The following is a 16,321-nucleotide window of genomic DNA, read 5'->3' on the forward strand; positions in this document are numbered from 1 at the left end:
CACACCCTGGAACGCGCCCGTCCGCACCCGTCTCCGGTAACGCTGGTGTCCGCCTACGAAGGGAGGCACCATGACGGTTATGGCAGAGCGCGCGTTGTCTCGGATGTCGGTGGACGTGTTCGAGCGGATCGCCGAATTCGCCGAGCGCGAGGACGAGACCGTCAGGTTCGAATTCATCGATGGACGGATCGGACTCCGCAAGGTGACCAACGGCAATCACAGCGAGATCACCATGTGGCTGATCCGCCAGTGCATGCAGGCTCGGCCCGAACTCAACCTCTACCCGGGGCAGGGCCTGAAGGTGGAGGCCTACCGCAACGGCCGAGCCCTGCCCGACGGGGCACTCGCTCCTGTCGATCACTTCCTGGGCCAGGGTGACTGGGCCGACCCCGACGGCGTGCTGATGACGGTCGAGATCACCTCGTACGACTCGGACACTCACGACCGCGACCGCGTGGAGAAGCCCCGTGGCTACGCCGAAGCCGGAGTCCCCGTCTACCTGCTGATCGACCGCGAGCACGCATCCGTCGTCGTGCACAGCAACCCGGACCCGGAAATCGGCTACCGGGACGTCCACACGGTGAAGATCGGCGAGACGGTCACCCTCCCCGACCCCGTCGGCATCACGCTCGACACCGGCCGGCTCAAGCCCTACATGGACTGAGCCACCGCCGTCGGCAACGCGTCCGACTCGTCCTTCAGCGCCACCCCGCTCCGCCCCAGCTCCCGCGCCCCCCTCAGCAGCGCCACCAGTTTCGCCGCCGCCGTCTCGTACATCAGGCCCAGCGGGGGCCGGATGTTGGACAGGCAGTTGCGGTCGGCGTCGGTCGTCACGCCGGGCCTCGGGCCGTAGGTCAGGTACGCGCCCAGCGAGTCCGCCGCCGACATGCCCGGGCGTTCCCCGACCAGGACCACGACGGCCGCCGCCCCCATCGCGTGGGCGACGTCGTCCCCCAGGGCCACCCGCGCCTGTTCGGCGAGGACGACGGGGGCCACCCGCCAGTCGGCCGGCAGCCGGGACCTCGTCGCCCGCACCATCGCCGCCGCGTGTTCGTGCACCGCCCGGCTGGACAGCCCGTCGGCGACCACGAACACCAGGTCCCACTCCCCCGACGGCAGATGCGCGCGGTCGGTGGCGTCCAGGCGGCGGCCCAGGTCGGGGCGCTGGAGGTAGGTGAGCCGGTCGGGGGCGGCGCTGCGGACCCGTACCGTCGGCATCCCGGTCAGTGCGGCCGCGACCGTGTCCGGGTGGAACGGCGAGTGCACCGCGTCCCGCGCCGCCGCGTGCGCGGCCTGGAGCTCCAGGCGGTGCCGGGTCGGGAGCCCGGAGCCGGCCCGGCCGAGGCCGATGCGGGCCTGGGTGTGACGCCGTAGCGTCGACCACAGCGCCGAGTCCTCGGAGTGCGTGACCAGTTCACTCATGCCGCCGACTCCCGTTTCACTCATGCCGCCAGTCCCCGTCCGATCGCCGTCAGCGGATGCGCCGCGACCTCGCGGATCCCTCCGCGTTCGTCCAGCAGCCCGATCGACTCCAGCCAGGCCTCGAACTCCGGCGCCGGGCGCAGCCCGAGCACCTCCCGCAGGTACAACGCGTCGTGGTACGAGGCCGACTGGTAGTTGAGCATGATGTCGTCCCCGCCCGGCGTGCAGATCACGAACGAGGCGCCCGCGACGCCGAGCATCGTCAGCATGGTCGCCACGTCGTCGTCATCGGCGTCCGCGTGGTTGGTGTAGCAGATGTCCAGGCCCATCGGCAGGCCGAGCAGCTTGCCGCAGAAGTGGTCCTCCAGGGCGGCGCGGAGGATCTGCCGGCCGTCGTAGAGGTATTCCGGGCCGATGAAGCCGACGACCGTGTTCACCAGCAGGGGGTCGTAGCGGCGGGCGACCGCGTACGCCCGTGCCTCCACAGTCTGCTGGTCCACCCCGTGGTGCGCGTCGGCCGAGAGGGCGCTGCCCTGGCCCGTCTCGAAGTACATGACGTTCTTGCCGACGCTCCCCCGGTCCAGCCCGCGCGCCGCCTCGTACGCCTCGTCGAGCAGCCCGAGCGTGACCCCGAAGGAGGCGTTCGCCGCCTGCGTGCCCGCGACGGACTGGAAGACGAGGTCGACGGGCGCCCCGCGTTCCATCAGATCCACGCTCGTCGTCACATGGCACAGCACGCACGACTGCGTCGGGATCGCGTACCGCGTGATGACCCCGTCCAACAGCTCCAGCAGGTCCCGTACGGCCTTCGGACTGTCCGTCGCCGGGTTGATGCCGATCACCGCGTCGCCTGAGCCCAGCAGCAGGCCGTCGAGCAGGGCCGCGGCCACGCCCGACGGGTCGTCGGTGGGGTGGTTGGGCTGGAGGCGGGTCGCCAGCCGCCCCGGCAATCCGATCGTCGAGCGGAACGCGGTCACCACCCGGACCTTCCGCGCCACGGCCACCAGGTCCGCGTTCCCCATCAGCTTGGACACGGCCGCGACCATCTCCGGCGTCAGCCCGGGCGACACCGCCGCCAGCGCCCCGGCGTCCGCCACGTCCGACAGCAGCCACTCCCTCAGCTCGCCCACCGTCATCCCGGCCACCGGCGCGAAGGCCGCCGGGTCGTGTGTGTCGAGGATCAGCCGGGTCACGTCGTCGGTCTCGTACGGGATCACCGGCTCGGTGAGGAAGGTCGCGAGCGGCACCTCGGCCAGCGCCCAGCGGGCCGCGACCCGCTCCCGGGCGGACGACGCGGCGAGTCCGGCCAGCCGGTCGCCGGAGCGCTCGGGGCTCGCGGCGGCGAGCAGGCGCGCGAGGGAGTCGAAGCGGTGGCGTTCGCCGCCGAGGGTGGACGTGTAGGTGCTCATGCCGAGGACGCTACGAGGCTCGGCCCGGCCGGTCCACGAGCTGCCGGAGAGTTAACGAAGGCGTTCGCCACGCCCTGGTTTTTAAAGGTCTGGTTGACATACATTTAACGCTTCCAGCCTCTTGCGCGACTCATTCGCCCTTCAGGATTCCGGACCAGTACCCAAGCGTGCCGACAGGACGGCCGACAGGAGAGGGGCCACCCGATGGCAGTACAAGAGGGCGTTGCCCCCGAGACGAAAACAGGCGGCGGGGAGACCGTCCACCGGCTCAAGCCCAACGCCATCGGCCTGCTCGGCGTGGTCTTCATGGCCGTGGCGACAGCGGCGCCGATCACCGCGATGACCGGCAACGTGCCCTTCATGGTGTCGTCCGGCAACGGCATCGGCGCCCCGGCCAGCTACCTCGTCGCAATGGTCGTCCTGGCAATCTTTTCCGTCGGCTTCACATCGATGGCGAAGCACATCACCTCCACCGGCGCCTTCTACGGCTTCATCTCGTACGGCCTCGGCCGCACGGTCGGTCTCGCCTCCGGGCTCCTCGCGACCTTCGCGTACGTCGTCTTCGAGCCGGCCCTCATCGGCATCTTCTCGACCTTCGCGACGACAACCCTCAATGACCAGACGGGGCTCGACGTCCCGTGGTGGGCGTTCGCGATCCTGATGCTCGCCGTCAACGCGATGGGCACCTGGTTCGGCGTCTCGGTCGCCGAGAAGCTGCTCGTCGTCCTCCTGGCCACCGAGGTGACGATCCTCGCGGCGATGGCGATCTCGGTCGCCCTCCACGGCGGCGGCCCGAACGGCTTCACCTTCGGCCCGGTCAACCCGGTCAACGCCTTCCAGGGAACGAGCGCCGGCCTCGGTCTCTTCTTCGCCTTCTGGTCGTGGGTCGGCTTCGAGTCGACCGCGATGTACGGCGAGGAGTCCCGAGACCCGAAGAAGATCATCCCCAAGGCGACGATGATCTCGGTCCTCGGCGTCGGCGTCTTCTACGTCTTCGTCTCCTGGATGGCCATCACGGGCAACGGCGAGGCTGCGGCGGTGAAGGCCGCCTCCTCGGCGAACCCCCTCGCCCTGTTCTTCAACCCCACCGAGCGGTACGTCGGCCACTGGGCGGTCGACGTCATGCAGTGGCTGATGATCACCGGTTCACTGGCCTGCGGCATGGCCTTCCACAACTGCGCCTCGCGCTACATGTACGCGCTCGGCCGCGAGGGCGTCCTGCCGTCCCTGAAGAACACCATCGGCCGCACCCACGCCAAGCACGGCTCGCCGCACATCGCGGGCCTCGTCCAGACCATCGTCAGCGCCGTACTGATCGCCGCGTTCTGGATCGCGGGCAAGGACCCGTACGCCGGTCTGTACGTCCTGCTCGCCATCCTCGGCACCATGGCGATCCTCGTCGTGCAGGCCGTGTGCTCCTTCGCGGTGCTGGCGTACTTCCGCTCCCACCACCCCGAGAGCAGGCACTGGTTCAAGACCTTCACCGCCCCGCTCGTCGGCGGCCTGGCGATGCTCGCGGTGGTCGTGCTGCTGGTGTCCAACATGGGCGTGGCGGCCGGCACGGAGTCCGGCTCGCTGGTGCTGAAGGCGACGCCGTGGCTGGTGGCGCTGATCGCGGCGGCGGGCATCGGGTACGCCCAGTACCTCAAGCGCCGGGATCCGGCACGGTACGCGCTGATCGGGCGGACGGTGCTGGAGGAGACGAAGGAGCGCTAGTCACAAGCAGGTCGAGAGTCGGTCATTCGGCCGGGCGCTGCGTGTCAGCCCCGGCCGAAGGTCTTGTCCCGGTGCTCCCGCCACCGTTCCATCAGCTTGCTCAGCTCGCCCTCGAGGTACTCGAAGAAGGCGAGCGTCTCGGCGATCCGCTGCCCGCCGGGGCTCGCGTCGCCCAGGCTGTCGACGCCCTCGCGCAGGGTCTGCTCCCAGCGCTTGAGGATGGCGTCCCGGTTGGTCAGCGCCTCGTACCACTGGTCGCTGTGCACCCGGTACCGCTCGCGCCGCGAGCCGGGTTCGCGCTCCCGCGAGACCATGTGCACCTGCGAGAGATACCGCACCGCACCGGAGACGGCGGCCGGGCTGACCTGGAGCTGTGCGCCGAGTTCGGCGGAGGTCATGGCGCCGGAGTCGGAGGCGAGCAGCGCGGCGAACACCCGGGCGGCCATTCTCTGCATCCCGGCCTCCACGAGCTGGGCCGCGAAGGCCTCCACGAACTTCGACACGGCCTCCGCGTCCCGCCCGGCCCCGGCTGATTCGGTCATGCGGTCCATCCTAACCGGGCTTCACACGCTTCCTTAACTTCACAAATTTCTGAAAGAAGCGTACGTTCTGGAGCATGACGAAGGCCATCACGGTGTCCGGACTGCACAAGTCCTTCGGCCGCACGCACGCGCTCGACGGTCTCGATCTCGAGGTGGAGACGGGGGAAGTACACGGCTTCCTCGGGCCGAACGGCTCCGGCAAATCCACCACGATCCGCGTCCTGCTCGGCCTGCTGCGCGCCGACTCGGGCGCCGCGCAGGTCCTCGGCCTCGACCCGTGGGCGGACGCGGTCGAGGTGCACCGCCGGATCGCGTACGTCCCCGGCGACGTGACCCTGTGGCGGAATCTGTCGGGCGGCGAGGTCATCGACCTCTACGGCCGTCTCCGCGGGGGCCTCGACACCCGGCGCCGCGCCGAGCTGGTCGAACGGTTCGAACTCGACCCGACGAAGAAGGGGCGGACGTACTCGAAGGGCAACCGGCAGAAGGTCGCCCTGGTCGCCGCGTTCGCCTCGGACGTCGACCTGCTGATCCTGGACGAGCCGACCTCTGGCCTGGACCCGCTGATGGAGGCGGTCTTCCAGCGATGCGTGGAGGAGGAGCGGGACCGGGGCCGGACGGTGCTGCTGTCCTCGCACATCTTGAGCGAGGTCGAGGAGCTCTGCGACCGCGTCAGCATCATCCGCAAGGGGCGCACGGTCGAGACCGGCTCGCTCGCCGACCTGCGCCACCTGACGCGGACCAGCCTGAGCGCCGAACTCGCGGCAGCACCCAACGGGTTGACGCACCTCCCCGGCGTCCACGACCTCGACGTACAGGGAAACCGGGTGAGGCTCCAGGTCGACACCGACAAGCTGGACGCCGTCCTGCGGTCGCTGGGCGAGGCGGGCGTACGGTCCCTGACCTCGACACCGCCGACGCTGGAGGAGCTGTTCCTGCGCCACTACCAGGAGGACGTCGAGACAGAGGCGGCGGCCCGATGACCGCCCTTTCGGCCCTACGGCCCGGGGGCTCCCGCCAACTCGCGGGCACCGGCACCCTGTTGCGCTTCGCCCTGCGCCGCGACCGCGCGATGATCCCGATCTGGATCGGCGTGAACGCGCTGATGGTCCTCTCCATGCCGAACACCCTGAAGGGCCTGTACGGCACCACCGCCGAACGCGCCGACCTGGTACGCCAGGTGGAGACCAACTCCTCCCTGCGCGCGATGGTCGGCCCGGTCTTCGACGACTCGCTCGGCGCGCTGACCGCATGGCGCGTCGGCGTGTACGCGGGCGCGCTGGCCGCCGCGATGGGCCTCCTCGTCGTCGTACGGCACACCCGGGACGAGGAGGAGAGCGGCCGCCAGGAACTGGTGGCGTCGGGGATGGTGGGCCGCAGGGCCTCCTTGACGGCGGCGCTGCTGGCCGCGGCCGTCGCGAACACCGTACTGGCCCTGCTGCTGACGGCCGGACTGGCCGGACACGGCGGCGCGGGAGCCCTGGCCTTCGGGCTCGGGATCGCCGCCGTCGGCATGGTCTTCGCCACGATGGCCGCGATCGTCGCCCAGCTCACGGAGAGCGCGCGCCTGGCCCGCGGCCTGACGGCGGGGGTGCTCGGCGCGGCCTTCGTGCTGCGCGCGGCCGGTGACTCGGCGACGGACGACGGTTCGTCCGTCCTGACCTGGCTGTCGCCGATCGGCTGGCTGGAGAACCTACGGCCCTTCGCGGCCGAACGCTGGTGGGTCCTGCTCCTGTTCGCCGCGGCGGTGGCCTCGCAGGCGGCCGTCGCCTACGCCCTCGCCGGCCGCCGGGACCTCGGCATGAGCTTCCTGCCGACCCGCCCGGGACCGGCCTCCGGCCGCCTGGGCTCGGCGGCGGCACTGGCCTGGCGGCTGCAACGCGGCAGCGTGCTCGGCTGGAGCATCGGCTTCTTCCTCGCCGGGGTCGTCTACGGCGGGCTGACCGACGGTGCGGCCGACCTCGTCGGCGACAACGCCAACGCCCGCGAGATCATCGAACGCATGGGAGGTCAGTCGGGGATCACGGACGCGTTCCTGTCGGCGATGATCGGCATGCTCGGCCTGATCTCCGCGCTGTACATCGTCGCCTCCGTCCTACGACTGCACGGCGAGGAGACCTCGGGGCGCGCGGAACCGGTGCTGGCGAACGCCGTGGGACGGCTGCGGTGGGCCGCCGGGCACCTGGTGATCGCCTTCGGCGGTTCCGTACTGATCATGCTGCTCGCCGGGTTGGGCTTCGCCGTGGGATACGGCAAGGAGGTCGGGCCGATCCTGGGGGCGTGTCTGGTGCAGGTGGCCGCGGTGTGGGTGATCGGCGGACTGGCGGTGCTGCTGCACGGGCTGGCTCCCCGGGCGGCGGTGGCGGCCTGGGGAGTGGCCGGGGCGGTGCTGCTGATCGGCTGGGTCGGGCCCGCGCTGGACGTTCCGCAGGCGGTGCTGGACGTCTCCCCGTTCGGGCATCTGCCGAAGCTGCCGGGCGGGGGGATGGAGTGGGGGCCGGTGCTCATCCTTGTGTTGATGGCCCTCGCGCTGACCGGTGCGGGACTGGCGGGGCTGCGGCGGCGCGACATGACGACGTGACCGGCGGTGGGAACCTCGGGGCGGCCTGCGCACGTCCATGCCGGGCATGGGACAACGTATGCAGGCCGCCGGAGGATGCCTGACGGCGGCGGTCGGCGCCGGCGCGGGACTCGCGGTGTGGTCCGTCGGCGTCCGGGAGCGGTTCTGGCGCTTCGAGCAGGCACCCGACTGGAGCGTGCTCTACGCCGAGTTGCCGCTGATGATCCTCGGCGGCACCGCCGCCGCCCTCGGCTGCTGGGCGCTGCTCCGGCGCCTCAGACCTCGACGCTGAGCCCCTCCAGCCCCCGGATCACGAAGTTCGGCTTGCGCCGCGGCTCCGCCGCCAGGTCGAGCGTCGGGGCCTTCTCCAGCAGTGCCGTCATCGATGCCGCCAGCTCGATACGGGCCAGCGGGGCGCCGATGCAGTAGTGGATGCCGGCGCTGAAGGAGATGTGCGGGTTGTCCTCGCGGGTCAGGTCGAGCCGGGCGGGGTCGGTGAAGACCTCGGGGTCGTGGTTGGCGGAGCCGAAGAGCATCGCGATCTCCGCGCCCCTCGGGATCGTCGTGCCGTCGATCTCGATGTCGTCCAGGACCCAGCGCTCGAAGAGCTGGAGCGGGGTGTCGTAGCGCATCAGCTCCTCCACGGCGGACGGGACCAGGGAGTGGTCCGCCCGCAGGGCCGCCAGCTGGTCCGGATTGCGGAACAGGGCCCACCAGCCGTTGACCGTCGCGTTCACCGTGGCCTCGTGGCCCGCGTTCAGCAGCAGCACGCAGGTCGAGATCATCTCCTGCTCGGTCAGCCGGTCGCCCTCGTCGTGCGCCGCGATCAGCCCCGAGATCAGGTCCTCGCCCGGCGCCTTGCGACGCTCGGCGATCAGCTCGCGGAGGTAGTCGGAGAACTCGACCGACGCACGCACCGCCCTGGCCGCCACGTCCTGCGACGGGCTCAGCTCGTACATCCCGCAGATGTCCGCCGACCAGGGCCGCAGCGGCGCCCGGTCCGACTCGGGGATCCCCAGCATCTCCGCGATGACCGCCACCGGGAGCGGCTCCGCGACATCCGTCAGCAGGTCGCCGCCGCCCTTCTCCACCAGCGCCGACACCAGCTCGTCCGCCAGCCCGTGCACATACGGCTTCAGCTGCTCCACCGTGCGCGGCGTGAACGCCTTCGACACCAGGCGCCGGATCCGGGTGTGGTCCGGCGGCTCCAGATCCAGCATGCCGTGGTCGTTCAGCACATGGAACGGCTCGTGCTCCGCCGGCGGCGCCGTCCGCCCGAAGTCCTCGTGCGTGAACCGGTGCTGGTACGTCCGCCCCAGCCGCCGGTCCCGCAGCAGCGCGGAGACGTCCGCGTGGTGCGACACCAGCCACTGCCGGGTCGGCTCGTAGTACTGCACACGGCCACGCTCACGCAGCTCGGCGTACGCGGGGTAGGGGTCGGCGACGAACGCCGGGTCCCAGGGGTCGAAGGCTGCCATGGACGGACGCTAGCCCGGCAGCCCCTCACCTGACCAGGGGTGTCTCACTGTCCGCGGCACGCTCTCACGGTGCGCCGAAGTCGGGGATGGTCACCGAGCCGTCCGCCGCCAGCGGGAACCCGGGGTTGTGGGCGACCTCCCAGGCGTGGCCGTCCGGGTCGACGAAGGCGCCGGAGTAGAAGCCGATGGCGTTGACGGCGGCGGGCTTGGTGATGGTGCCGCCGGCCTGTTCCACCACCGAGAGGAGCGCGTCGGCCTCCTCGTCGGACCGGACGTTGTGGGCCAGGGCGATCCCACCGAAGCCGGCCGCCCTCGGCCCGGGCTCCAGACCGCAGTCCTCGGCGAGCTTCGCGTGGCTCCACAGAACCAGCCCCAGGCCGCCCGCCTGGAAGAAGACGGTGTCCTCGACTTCCTGCCCCCGCCAGCCCAGAGCCTCGTAGAAGGCCTTGGACCGGGCGAGGTCGGAAACACCCAGCGTGATCAGAGTGATGCGCTGTTCCATGCCATCACGGTACTTCGCCCACCCCTCCCGGCCGCGAAGGCCGCTCACCCCGGCGTCACCAGCCGCGCCTCGTACGCGAACACCGCCGCCTGGGTGCGGTCCCGCAGGCCCAGCTTGACCAGGATCCTGCTGACGTGGGTCTTGATCGTCGACTCGGCCACCACCAGCCGTTCCGCTATCTCCGCGTTCGACAGGCCCTGGGCGATCAGGACCAGTACCTCCGTCTCCCGTTCGGTCAGGTCGCCGTACGCCGCCTGCGCGGACGGCATGAGGCGCGGGGCCTCGGACAGCTTCGAGAACTCGGTGATCAGACGCTTGGTGACCGTGGGGGCGAGCAGGGCCTCCCCGGACGCCACCACCCTTACCCCGTCGGCGAGTTGGCGGGCCGAGGCGTCCTTGAGGAGGAAGCCGGAGGCTCCCGCTCGCAGCGCCTGGTACACGTACTCGTCGAGGTCGAAGGTGGTGAGGACGAGCACCTTCGCGGTGCCGTCCGCGGCGACGATCTCGCGGGTCGCCTCGATGCCGTTCAGCTCCGGCATGCGGATGTCCATCAGGACCACGTCCGGGGCGAGTTCACGCACCCGGTCGACCGCCTCCCGTCCGTTGACCGCCTCGCCGACGACCTCGATGTCCGGCATGGCGTTCAGCAGTACCGAGAAACCCTCGCGCACCATCATCTGGTCGTCCGCGATCAGCACACGGATCGTGCCCTGCGTCATGCGTCGCCCTCGCTCACGACGGGCACCGGCAGGAACACCGTCACCTCGTATCCTCCAGCGTCCGTCGCGCCCGCCGTCATCTCGCCGTTGAGCATGGAGACGCGCTCCCGCATGCCGGTGATGCCGTGCCCGGCGCCGGGCGAGGGCTTCACCAGGGCCGGCGCGGGCGGCGGGTCGTTGACTATGCGCAGGCCCAGCCCGCCGAGGACGTAACCGATCTCGACCCGGGCGCCCGCACCGGGCGCGTGCCGCAGCGTGTTGCTCAGTGCCTCCTGCACGATCCGGTACGCCGACAGCTCGACGCCCTGCGGCAGTTCGCGCACCGCTCCGGTCACCGTCTTGTCGACGGCCAGCCCCGCGTCCCGCACGTTGGCCAGCAGCGCGTCCAGGTCGGCGAGGGTCGGCTGCGGGGCGTCCGGGGCCTCGTAGTCCTCGGCGCGGACGACGCCCAGGACGCGGCGCAGTTCGGTGAGGGCCGCGACCGCGTTCTCCCGGATGGTGACGAAGGCCCGCTCCAGCTCCGGCGGCGGGTTCTCCACCCGGTAGGGGGCGGCCTCCGCCTGGATGGCGACGACCGACATGTGGTGCGCGACCACGTCGTGCAGCTCGCGGGCGATCGTCGTGCGCTCCTCCAGGAGGGTGCGGCGGGAGCGCTCGTGCGCGGTCACCGTCTGCTGGGCGGTCACCTCCTGCTCGGCGTCCCGGCGTATGTGCCAGACGGTGACGGCGAGGAAGACCAGCGCGGAGACGACCATCATGGGCCCGGTGTTCGAGGAGTAGTGGCCCCCGCCGAGGACGGTCTCGGCGCCGATGCCGTACACCCCGGTCAGGACCCACATCCACGCCGCCGTACGCGGTCTGGTCCGCACGGCCACGACCGTCAGCACGATCAGGTGGCCGGCGAAGCTGCCGGCCCGCCACGGCCAGTCGTCCCAGCTGTTGCCGAACACCGCGGCGACCGGGGCGGCCGCAACGGAGAACCAGAACGCCCCGACGGGCCGCAGCAGCACCAGCAACACCGGACACACGGCCAGCAGGGCGCTGATCAGCGAGCCGATGTCGCCCTGCTCCTCGGCCGCGGAGGCGGCGATGGTCGCCGCCAGCAGTCCGGCGGCCAGCACCACGGCGTGCGGTGTCCAGGCCGTGTACTCCCGGATGCGTGGGGGCAGCCGCCTGGTCAGGGGGCCGTCGACGCTCATGCGGGGCAGCGGGCGGTAGGCGAAGGCGTCGTGGAACAGGTCCTGCCGCAGCCCGCGCAGGGCGTCCGCGGCCAGCCGGAACTCCGGGCTGCGCTGCTTGTACGCGGCGTACGGGTCGTGCGGCGTCGGCTGCGGCGGCTGCGTCTGGGTCGTCTCGGTCACATACAGAACGGTAGGCGGAGGCCCGGGTAGCGGTCGTCACCAGTGAGAGGGGTCCTTCGGCATCCCTCTCAGGTACTACGCGTACCGACACGGGTCGGCGCAGGTCAGTAGCCGGAGGGTCGCACCAGGCCCGACTCGTACGCGAACACCGCCGCCTGGGTACGGTCCCGCAGGCCCAGCTTCACCAGGATCCGGCCCACGTGGGTCTTCACCGTCTGCTCGGCGACGACGAGCCGCTCGGCGATCTCCGCGTTCGACAGGCCCTGGGCGATCAGCGCGAGCACCTCCGTCTCCCTCTCGGTCAGACCGCCCACACGTTCCTTGAGCGGGGCGCGAGGTCTGTCGTCCAGGCGGGAGAACTCGGCGATCAGCCGCCGGGTGATGCCCGGCGCGAGCAGCGCGTCCCCGGCCGCCACGATCCGCACCGCCTCGGCGAGCTTGTCCGCGGACGCGTCCTTGAGCAGGAACCCGGAGGCGCCGGCCCTGAGCGCCTCGTACACGTACTCGTCGAGGTCGAAGGTGGTGAGCACCAGCACCTTGATGTGCGGTAGCTCGGCGGTGATGCGGCGGGTGGCCTCGATGCCGCCCAGCTCGGGCATGCGGATGTCCATGAGGACGACGTCCGGGGCGAGTTCGGCGACCTTGGCGACGGCGTCCAGGCCGTCCACCGCCTGGCCGATGACGTCGATGTCGGGCTGGGTGTTGAGCAGCACGGTGAAGCCCTGCCGGACCATCTGCTGGTCGTCGGCGATGAGTACGCGGATGGTGCCGCCGGTGCCGCTCGTCATGGGGTCTCTTCTCCTGTCGGGGGTGTGATTGCGTCGTTCCGCCCACCGGCGTCGGTGGCTGCCTGCGCGCCGTCCTGCGCGCCGTCCTTCGGGAGGAACGCGGTGACCGCGAAGCCGCCGTGGAGCGTCCTGGTCGCGGTGACGTGCCCGCCGAGCATCGCGGCGCGCTCGCGCATGCCGAGCAGGCCGTGACCGACGCCGGGCGAGGGCGGGACGGGTTGCTGCGGGCGGGAGTTGATGACTCCGATGTACAGCCCGCGGGGGAAGTGGTGGATCTCGACGCGCACGGTCGAGCCCGGTGCGTGCCGCAGCGCGTTGCTCAGCGCCTCCTGGACGATCCTGTACGCCGACAGCTCCAGCCCCGGCGGATAGGCGGGCGGGCCCCCTTCGGGTCGTTCGACGCTGGTGACGACGTCCAGCCCGGCGGCACGGGTGTTCTCGATCAGGGCGTCGAGGCGGTCGAGCGTGGGTTGTGGGGAGTCCGGGGCGGAGCCGGTGGCGGCCTCGCCCAGGCCGTAGGGGTCCTCGGGGTTCTCGGAGCGCAGGACGCCGAGGACGCGGCGCAGTTCGGCGAGCGCCTCGAGGGCGTTGTCCCGGATGCCGGCGAGGTTCTCCTTCAGTTCCTCGGACGGGTTCTCCACGAGGTGCGGGGCGACCTGGGCCTGGATGGAGATCACCGACATGTGGTGCGCGACCACGTCGTGCAGTTCGCGCGCGATACGGCTGCGCTCCTCCAGGAGGGTGCGGCGGGCCCGTTCCTCCGCCGTGATCGTCTCCTGCTCCACGAGTTGGCTGCGGGCCTCGCTGCGGCCGCGCAGGGCGATGCCGACGAGGACGGTCGCTGCGAAGACGGCGATCGCGACCGTGCCGGTCCCGGAGTACCGCTGTGCGCCGACGACGCCCTGGAGGACGAAGGTCGCGAGGGCCGTAACGGCGAGGGCTCCTGCCGCTCTGCGGGTGGACAGGCGCAGGGCGAGGAGGAGGAAGACGAGGGCGTGGGCCAGGACAGCGGGGGTGGTCCAGGGCCAGTTGGGGCCCGGGAGAGGGGTGTCCGCGAGGTTGGGGCGTACGGCTGCCGCGGTCACGATCGTGGTGGCGAGGGACAGGGCCCAGGCGCTGCCGGGGCGGCGGATGGCCAGCAGGACGGCTGCGGCCTGGAGCGCCCCGGCGAACAGGCCCTTTGCCGTGCTGAGTTGGTAGTCCGCGCTGATCTCGTTGCCGCCGGCCAGGAAGATGCCCAGTGCCGCCCACAGGAGCAGGAGGTAGGTGAGAAGGCGGAGCCGGCGGTGGGCGGGGAAGAGAGCGGGAACGGGGGTAGGGGTGGGGGTGGGTACGGGTGGCCCCTGAAGGGGCTTGGTGCCGTCGGCGGGCCTCCCTTCGCCGTTCGCGTCCCCTTCGCCGTTCACATCGCCAACCCTAGGCACCGCGGGATGCCTTCGCTTGCCTGGACTTCGGGTGAGGGTGGGAGCGGATTACTCGGGACGTTCGGTTGTGGGGGCGGCGGGGCCCCTGTTCGTAGGAGCGGAAAGCCGTCCAGCAGATGGCCAGGGTCAGGGCGAACAGAGGGAGCCAGGTCAGGCGGGTGGCCACCCAGGTCAGGTCGTCGGGGGGCGTGTGGAGGCCGGGGAGGTGGCCTGCCAGGAGGGCCGTGGCCGTGGTGGCCATGAGGGCCGTCTGGTGCCAGAGGAAGATCGTCATCGCGGAGAGGTTGACCAGGGCCACCGACGCCCAGGCCAGGGGGCGGCGCATCGCCCGGCGCAGGCGGTCGCGCAGGAGCAGGGCCAGGCCGCACTGGGCCAGGCCGAAGGTGACTGCGGCCAGGGTCGGCGGGTTGAGGTTGGAGACCTCGGCGCCGGGGACGCCGACCATCGACGCCGGATAGTGGGCGAGGACGACCAGCAGGGCCGTGGTCGCCGCCCCGCCGGTCAGCAGGAGCCAGCCCGCGCGACGGCTGTCCAACTCGCCGCGGGTCCAGGCGGCTCCCAGGGTGTAGGGCACCAGCCAGCCGGCCGCCACGTTCACCCAGCCGAGCCAGGACGGGCCGCCCAGGCCGAAGCGGAGAAGGTCCACGTGGAGGACGACGGCCAGGGGCCAGAGTGGGTTGAGCCGGAGCAGAAGGGGCGTCGCCGCCGTCAGGGCGGCGAAGACCGCCAGGAACCACAGCGGGGACAACGCCAGTTTGACCAGCGCGCGGACCGTTTCGGACTCGGCGCCCGTGAGGAGGAGCGCCGTCGCGGTCACCGTCCACAGGGTGAGGACGGCCGCGACCGGTTTGAACAGGCGGGACAGACGGGCCGTCAGCCACTGGCCGTATGTCGTGCCACGGGCGCGTGCCGAGGTGTAGCCGCGTGTGGCCACATGGCCGCCCACCAGGAAGAACACCGCCAGCGTCTGGAAGACCCAGGAGATCGGGGCCAGCCAGGGCATGTGCTGGAGCGGGCTCGCGGTGTGCAGTCCGCCGCCGTCCGCCACCAGCGCGGTCACCAGCCAGTGGCCGAGGACCACGCCGAGGATGGCGAAGGCGCGCAGGGCGTCGACCGCGCGGTCCCGGTCGGCGGGGGTGGCGGCGTCGACCCGGTCGGCGCCCTGTCGTATGCCCTTCCACGCGCGGCGCAGGGTCGTCTCACGCATGGGTCACCTCCGAGGTCTCGCCGAGGACGATCCGGGCAAGGTTGGCCAGGGCGACCGAGCCCGGTGCGAAGTAGTCGCTGTGGCCGCCGTCGCCCGCGGCGAAGACCCGGGCGCCGAAGGACGGCGAGACGGGGTCGGTGCCGAACCCGACGGTCGTGCCGAACAGGTCCGCCCTGATGTGCGGCACCTCCCGCACCCAGTCGTCACTGCCCCGGGCCGCCCAGACGCGGGCCCGGGTGTGCAGGGCCGCCGTGGAGTCGACGCCGGTGCCGGGGCTGCCGACCAGGGCGATGTCGTCCACGTCCAGCGAGGAAGCGGCGCCGGAGGCCGCACTGCCGCAGACCACCGAGCCGTACGAGTGGCAGAGCAGGGAGAGCTGCGCCTGCCGGCCGACGATGCCGCGCAGTTGCCGTATGAACTCCCGCAGATGCGGGGCCGCCTGCTCGGCTCGGCCCGTCGTCGTGACCGTCGCGCTGATCGTGCCCGGCGTCTCGTAGCCCAGCCAGGCCACGACGGCGGTGCGGGGGCCGGTGGCCGCGGCGGACTGCCGTACGAGCTCCTTCTGCAAGTGGGCCGCGGTCGCGCGGAAGCGGTCGTACGTGTCGAGTGAGGTGTCGGAGCCGGGGACCAGGACCGCTATGCGGTCGGCGTGGGCCAGGTCTCCGAAGACCTCCGTCGCCCGGCCGGAACCGCGGCCGTCGAAGGCGAGGTAGTCGCGGGACGGGCCGGCCATGGCACGGTCCGCCGCGGCGCGCTCCCGGTCGCCGTGGGCAGCGGCCATGCCGGACGCCTCCTCGGCGTTGGCCCGGTTCGCCGCGTACGCCTCGTCCAGCGTGGCCGCCGTCACCGAAGCGAGGGCGGCCGGAGCCGGGGCGGGGACCTGGGGCCGGGCCGCGGCGGAGAGGGGAGCGACGACTGCGGCGGTGATGAGGCCGGCGAGGATGCCACGCCGCCATCTCTGCGAGCGGCGCCGCCTGCCGACTTCCTCAGCGGTCGTGGCTTCGGCCGGCGTGGCTGCGGTCACGGCTTCGGCCCCCGTGGCTTCGGTCACGGCTTCAGCCGCCGCGGCTGCGGTCACGGCTTCGGCCCCCGTGGCTTCGGCGTTCGCAGCTCCAGCCGCCGTGGCTTCGGCGTTCGCAGCTCCAACGGCCGCTGCTCCTGGCGCAGGAGCCCCCGCCGCAGGAGCCACGACC

Annotated in this window: 16 protein-coding genes; 5 read left to right on the forward strand and 11 right to left on the reverse strand. The window is 71.7% G+C overall.

What is annotated here, in order from left to right; translation table 11 throughout:
• Window positions 1-70 precede the first annotated feature (70 nt).
• Window positions 71-664 (forward strand): Uma2 family endonuclease, encoded by a 594-nt coding sequence (locus tag ADK57_RS43140; protein ID WP_053755237.1) that lies wholly within the window; start codon window positions 71-73, stop codon window positions 662-664.
• Here ADK57_RS43140 and eutC read toward each other — a convergent pair.
• Window positions 652-1,446, reverse strand: a complete 795-nt coding sequence (gene eutC / locus ADK57_RS43145; protein WP_234390586.1) for an ethanolamine ammonia-lyase subunit EutC — start codon at window positions 1,444-1,446, stop codon at window positions 652-654. The two genes, ADK57_RS43140 and eutC, sit on opposite strands and share 13 nt — an antisense overlap.
• The gene (locus ADK57_RS43150) at window positions 1,443-2,831 is read right to left on the reverse strand and encodes an ethanolamine ammonia-lyase subunit EutB (RefSeq protein ID WP_053755239.1); all 1,389 of its coding nucleotides are present in this window, start codon (window positions 2,829-2,831) and stop codon (window positions 1,443-1,445) included. Before ADK57_RS43150 ends, eutC begins: the two co-directional genes overlap by 4 nt.
• A gap of 204 nt (window positions 2,832-3,035) precedes the next feature.
• Here ADK57_RS43150 and ADK57_RS43155 point away from each other — a divergent pair, with 204 nt between their 5' ends.
• Window positions 3,036-4,547, forward strand: a complete 1,512-nt coding sequence (locus tag ADK57_RS43155) for an APC family permease (protein WP_053755240.1) — start codon at window positions 3,036-3,038, stop codon at window positions 4,545-4,547.
• 44 nt (window positions 4,548-4,591) lie between these two features.
• Here ADK57_RS43155 and ADK57_RS43160 read toward each other — a convergent pair whose 3' ends face one another.
• A complete protein-coding gene (locus ADK57_RS43160; RefSeq protein WP_053755251.1) occupies window positions 4,592-5,089 on the reverse strand; it encodes a GbsR/MarR family transcriptional regulator in 498 nt (165 codons plus the stop codon).
• A 74-nt stretch (window positions 5,090-5,163) separates the two neighbouring features.
• On the opposite strand from ADK57_RS43160, the gene ADK57_RS43165 reads away from it, so the two are divergent.
• From ADK57_RS43165 to ADK57_RS43175, 3 genes are read left to right on the forward strand one after another with little or no spacing between them, the layout of a single operon-like run.
• On the forward strand, window positions 5,164-6,072 hold the full coding sequence (locus ADK57_RS43165; RefSeq protein WP_053755241.1) for an ABC transporter ATP-binding protein: 909 nt from the start codon (window positions 5,164-5,166) through the stop codon (window positions 6,070-6,072).
• Window positions 6,069-7,670: an ABC transporter permease gene (locus ADK57_RS43170; protein ID WP_053755242.1), complete on the forward strand. Its 1,602-nt coding sequence runs from the start codon at window positions 6,069-6,071 to the stop codon at window positions 7,668-7,670. The genes ADK57_RS43165 and ADK57_RS43170 overlap by 4 nt, the downstream gene beginning before the upstream one ends.
• Window positions 7,671-7,716: 46 nt before the next feature.
• On the forward strand, window positions 7,717-7,941 hold the full coding sequence (locus ADK57_RS43175) for a hypothetical protein (protein WP_234390587.1): 225 nt from the start codon (window positions 7,717-7,719) through the stop codon (window positions 7,939-7,941).
• Here ADK57_RS43175 and ADK57_RS43180 read toward each other — a convergent pair.
• The 8 genes from ADK57_RS43180 to ADK57_RS43215 all read right to left on the reverse strand — a co-directional run bounded on the left by ADK57_RS43180 (window position 7,925) and on the right by ADK57_RS43215 (window position 16,152).
• Entirely contained in the window at window positions 7,925-9,127 is a 1,203-nt protein-coding gene (locus tag ADK57_RS43180) for a cytochrome P450 (protein ID WP_053755244.1), read from the reverse strand. The genes ADK57_RS43175 and ADK57_RS43180 overlap by 17 nt on opposite strands.
• Before the next feature lie 64 nt (window positions 9,128-9,191).
• The gene (locus ADK57_RS43185; protein ID WP_053755245.1) at window positions 9,192-9,629 is read right to left on the reverse strand and encodes a VOC family protein; all 438 of its coding nucleotides are present in this window, start codon (window positions 9,627-9,629) and stop codon (window positions 9,192-9,194) included.
• A gap of 44 nt (window positions 9,630-9,673) precedes the next feature.
• Complete coding sequence (locus ADK57_RS43190) at window positions 9,674-10,348, reverse strand: response regulator (protein WP_053755246.1); 675 nt, start codon at window positions 10,346-10,348, stop codon at window positions 9,674-9,676.
• Entirely contained in the window at window positions 10,345-11,709 is a 1,365-nt protein-coding gene (locus ADK57_RS43195) for a sensor histidine kinase (RefSeq protein WP_053755247.1), read from the reverse strand. Before ADK57_RS43195 ends, ADK57_RS43190 begins: the two co-directional genes overlap by 4 nt.
• A 104-nt stretch (window positions 11,710-11,813) precedes the next feature.
• On the reverse strand, window positions 11,814-12,497 hold the full coding sequence (locus ADK57_RS43200) for a response regulator (RefSeq protein WP_053755248.1): 684 nt from the start codon (window positions 12,495-12,497) through the stop codon (window positions 11,814-11,816).
• Window positions 12,494-13,903, reverse strand: a complete 1,410-nt coding sequence (locus ADK57_RS43205) for a sensor histidine kinase (RefSeq protein ID WP_107091790.1) — start codon at window positions 13,901-13,903, stop codon at window positions 12,494-12,496. Before ADK57_RS43205 ends, ADK57_RS43200 begins: the two co-directional genes overlap by 4 nt.
• Window positions 13,904-13,913: 10 nt before the next feature.
• On the reverse strand, window positions 13,914-15,128 hold the full coding sequence (locus ADK57_RS43210) for an acyltransferase family protein (protein ID WP_053755249.1): 1,215 nt from the start codon (window positions 15,126-15,128) through the stop codon (window positions 13,914-13,916).
• Window positions 15,121-16,152 (reverse strand): alpha/beta hydrolase, encoded by a 1,032-nt coding sequence (locus tag ADK57_RS43215; RefSeq protein ID WP_053755252.1) that lies wholly within the window; start codon window positions 16,150-16,152, stop codon window positions 15,121-15,123. The genes ADK57_RS43210 and ADK57_RS43215 overlap by 8 nt, the downstream gene beginning before the upstream one ends.
• Window positions 16,153-16,321: the final 169 nt, after the last annotated feature.

This window comes from Streptomyces sp. MMG1533 (assembly GCF_001279775.1).
Lineage (GTDB): Bacteria > Actinomycetota > Actinomycetes > Streptomycetales > Streptomycetaceae > Streptomyces.

What these genes read in the sequence shown, in the direction of transcription:
- ADK57_RS43175 (WP_234390587.1), top strand. Translation starts at nt 7,717, where the DNA reads ATGGGACAACGTATGCAGGCCGCCGGAGGATGCCTGACGGCGGCGGTC.
- ADK57_RS43150 (WP_053755239.1), bottom strand. Translation starts at nt 2,831, where the DNA reads ATGAGCACCTACACGTCCACCCTCGGCGGCGAACGCCACCGCTTCGAC.
- eutC (WP_234390586.1), bottom strand. Translation starts at nt 1,446, where the DNA reads ATGAGTGAAACGGGAGTCGGCGGCATGAGTGAACTGGTCACGCACTCC.
- ADK57_RS43140 (WP_053755237.1), top strand. Translation starts at nt 71, where the DNA reads ATGACGGTTATGGCAGAGCGCGCGTTGTCTCGGATGTCGGTGGACGTG.
- ADK57_RS43155 (WP_053755240.1), top strand. Translation starts at nt 3,036, where the DNA reads ATGGCAGTACAAGAGGGCGTTGCCCCCGAGACGAAAACAGGCGGCGGG.
- ADK57_RS43190 (WP_053755246.1), bottom strand. Translation starts at nt 10,348, where the DNA reads ATGACGCAGGGCACGATCCGTGTGCTGATCGCGGACGACCAGATGATG.
- ADK57_RS43200 (WP_053755248.1), bottom strand. Translation starts at nt 12,497, where the DNA reads ATGACGAGCGGCACCGGCGGCACCATCCGCGTACTCATCGCCGACGAC.
- ADK57_RS43185 (WP_053755245.1), bottom strand. Translation starts at nt 9,629, where the DNA reads ATGGAACAGCGCATCACTCTGATCACGCTGGGTGTTTCCGACCTCGCC.
- ADK57_RS43180 (WP_053755244.1), bottom strand. Translation starts at nt 9,127, where the DNA reads ATGGCAGCCTTCGACCCCTGGGACCCGGCGTTCGTCGCCGACCCCTAC.
- ADK57_RS43210 (WP_053755249.1), bottom strand. Translation starts at nt 15,128, where the DNA reads ATGCGTGAGACGACCCTGCGCCGCGCGTGGAAGGGCATACGACAGGGC.
- ADK57_RS43160 (WP_053755251.1), bottom strand. Translation starts at nt 5,089, where the DNA reads ATGACCGAATCAGCCGGGGCCGGGCGGGACGCGGAGGCCGTGTCGAAG.
- ADK57_RS43165 (WP_053755241.1), top strand. Translation starts at nt 5,164, where the DNA reads ATGACGAAGGCCATCACGGTGTCCGGACTGCACAAGTCCTTCGGCCGC.
- ADK57_RS43170 (WP_053755242.1), top strand. Translation starts at nt 6,069, where the DNA reads ATGACCGCCCTTTCGGCCCTACGGCCCGGGGGCTCCCGCCAACTCGCG.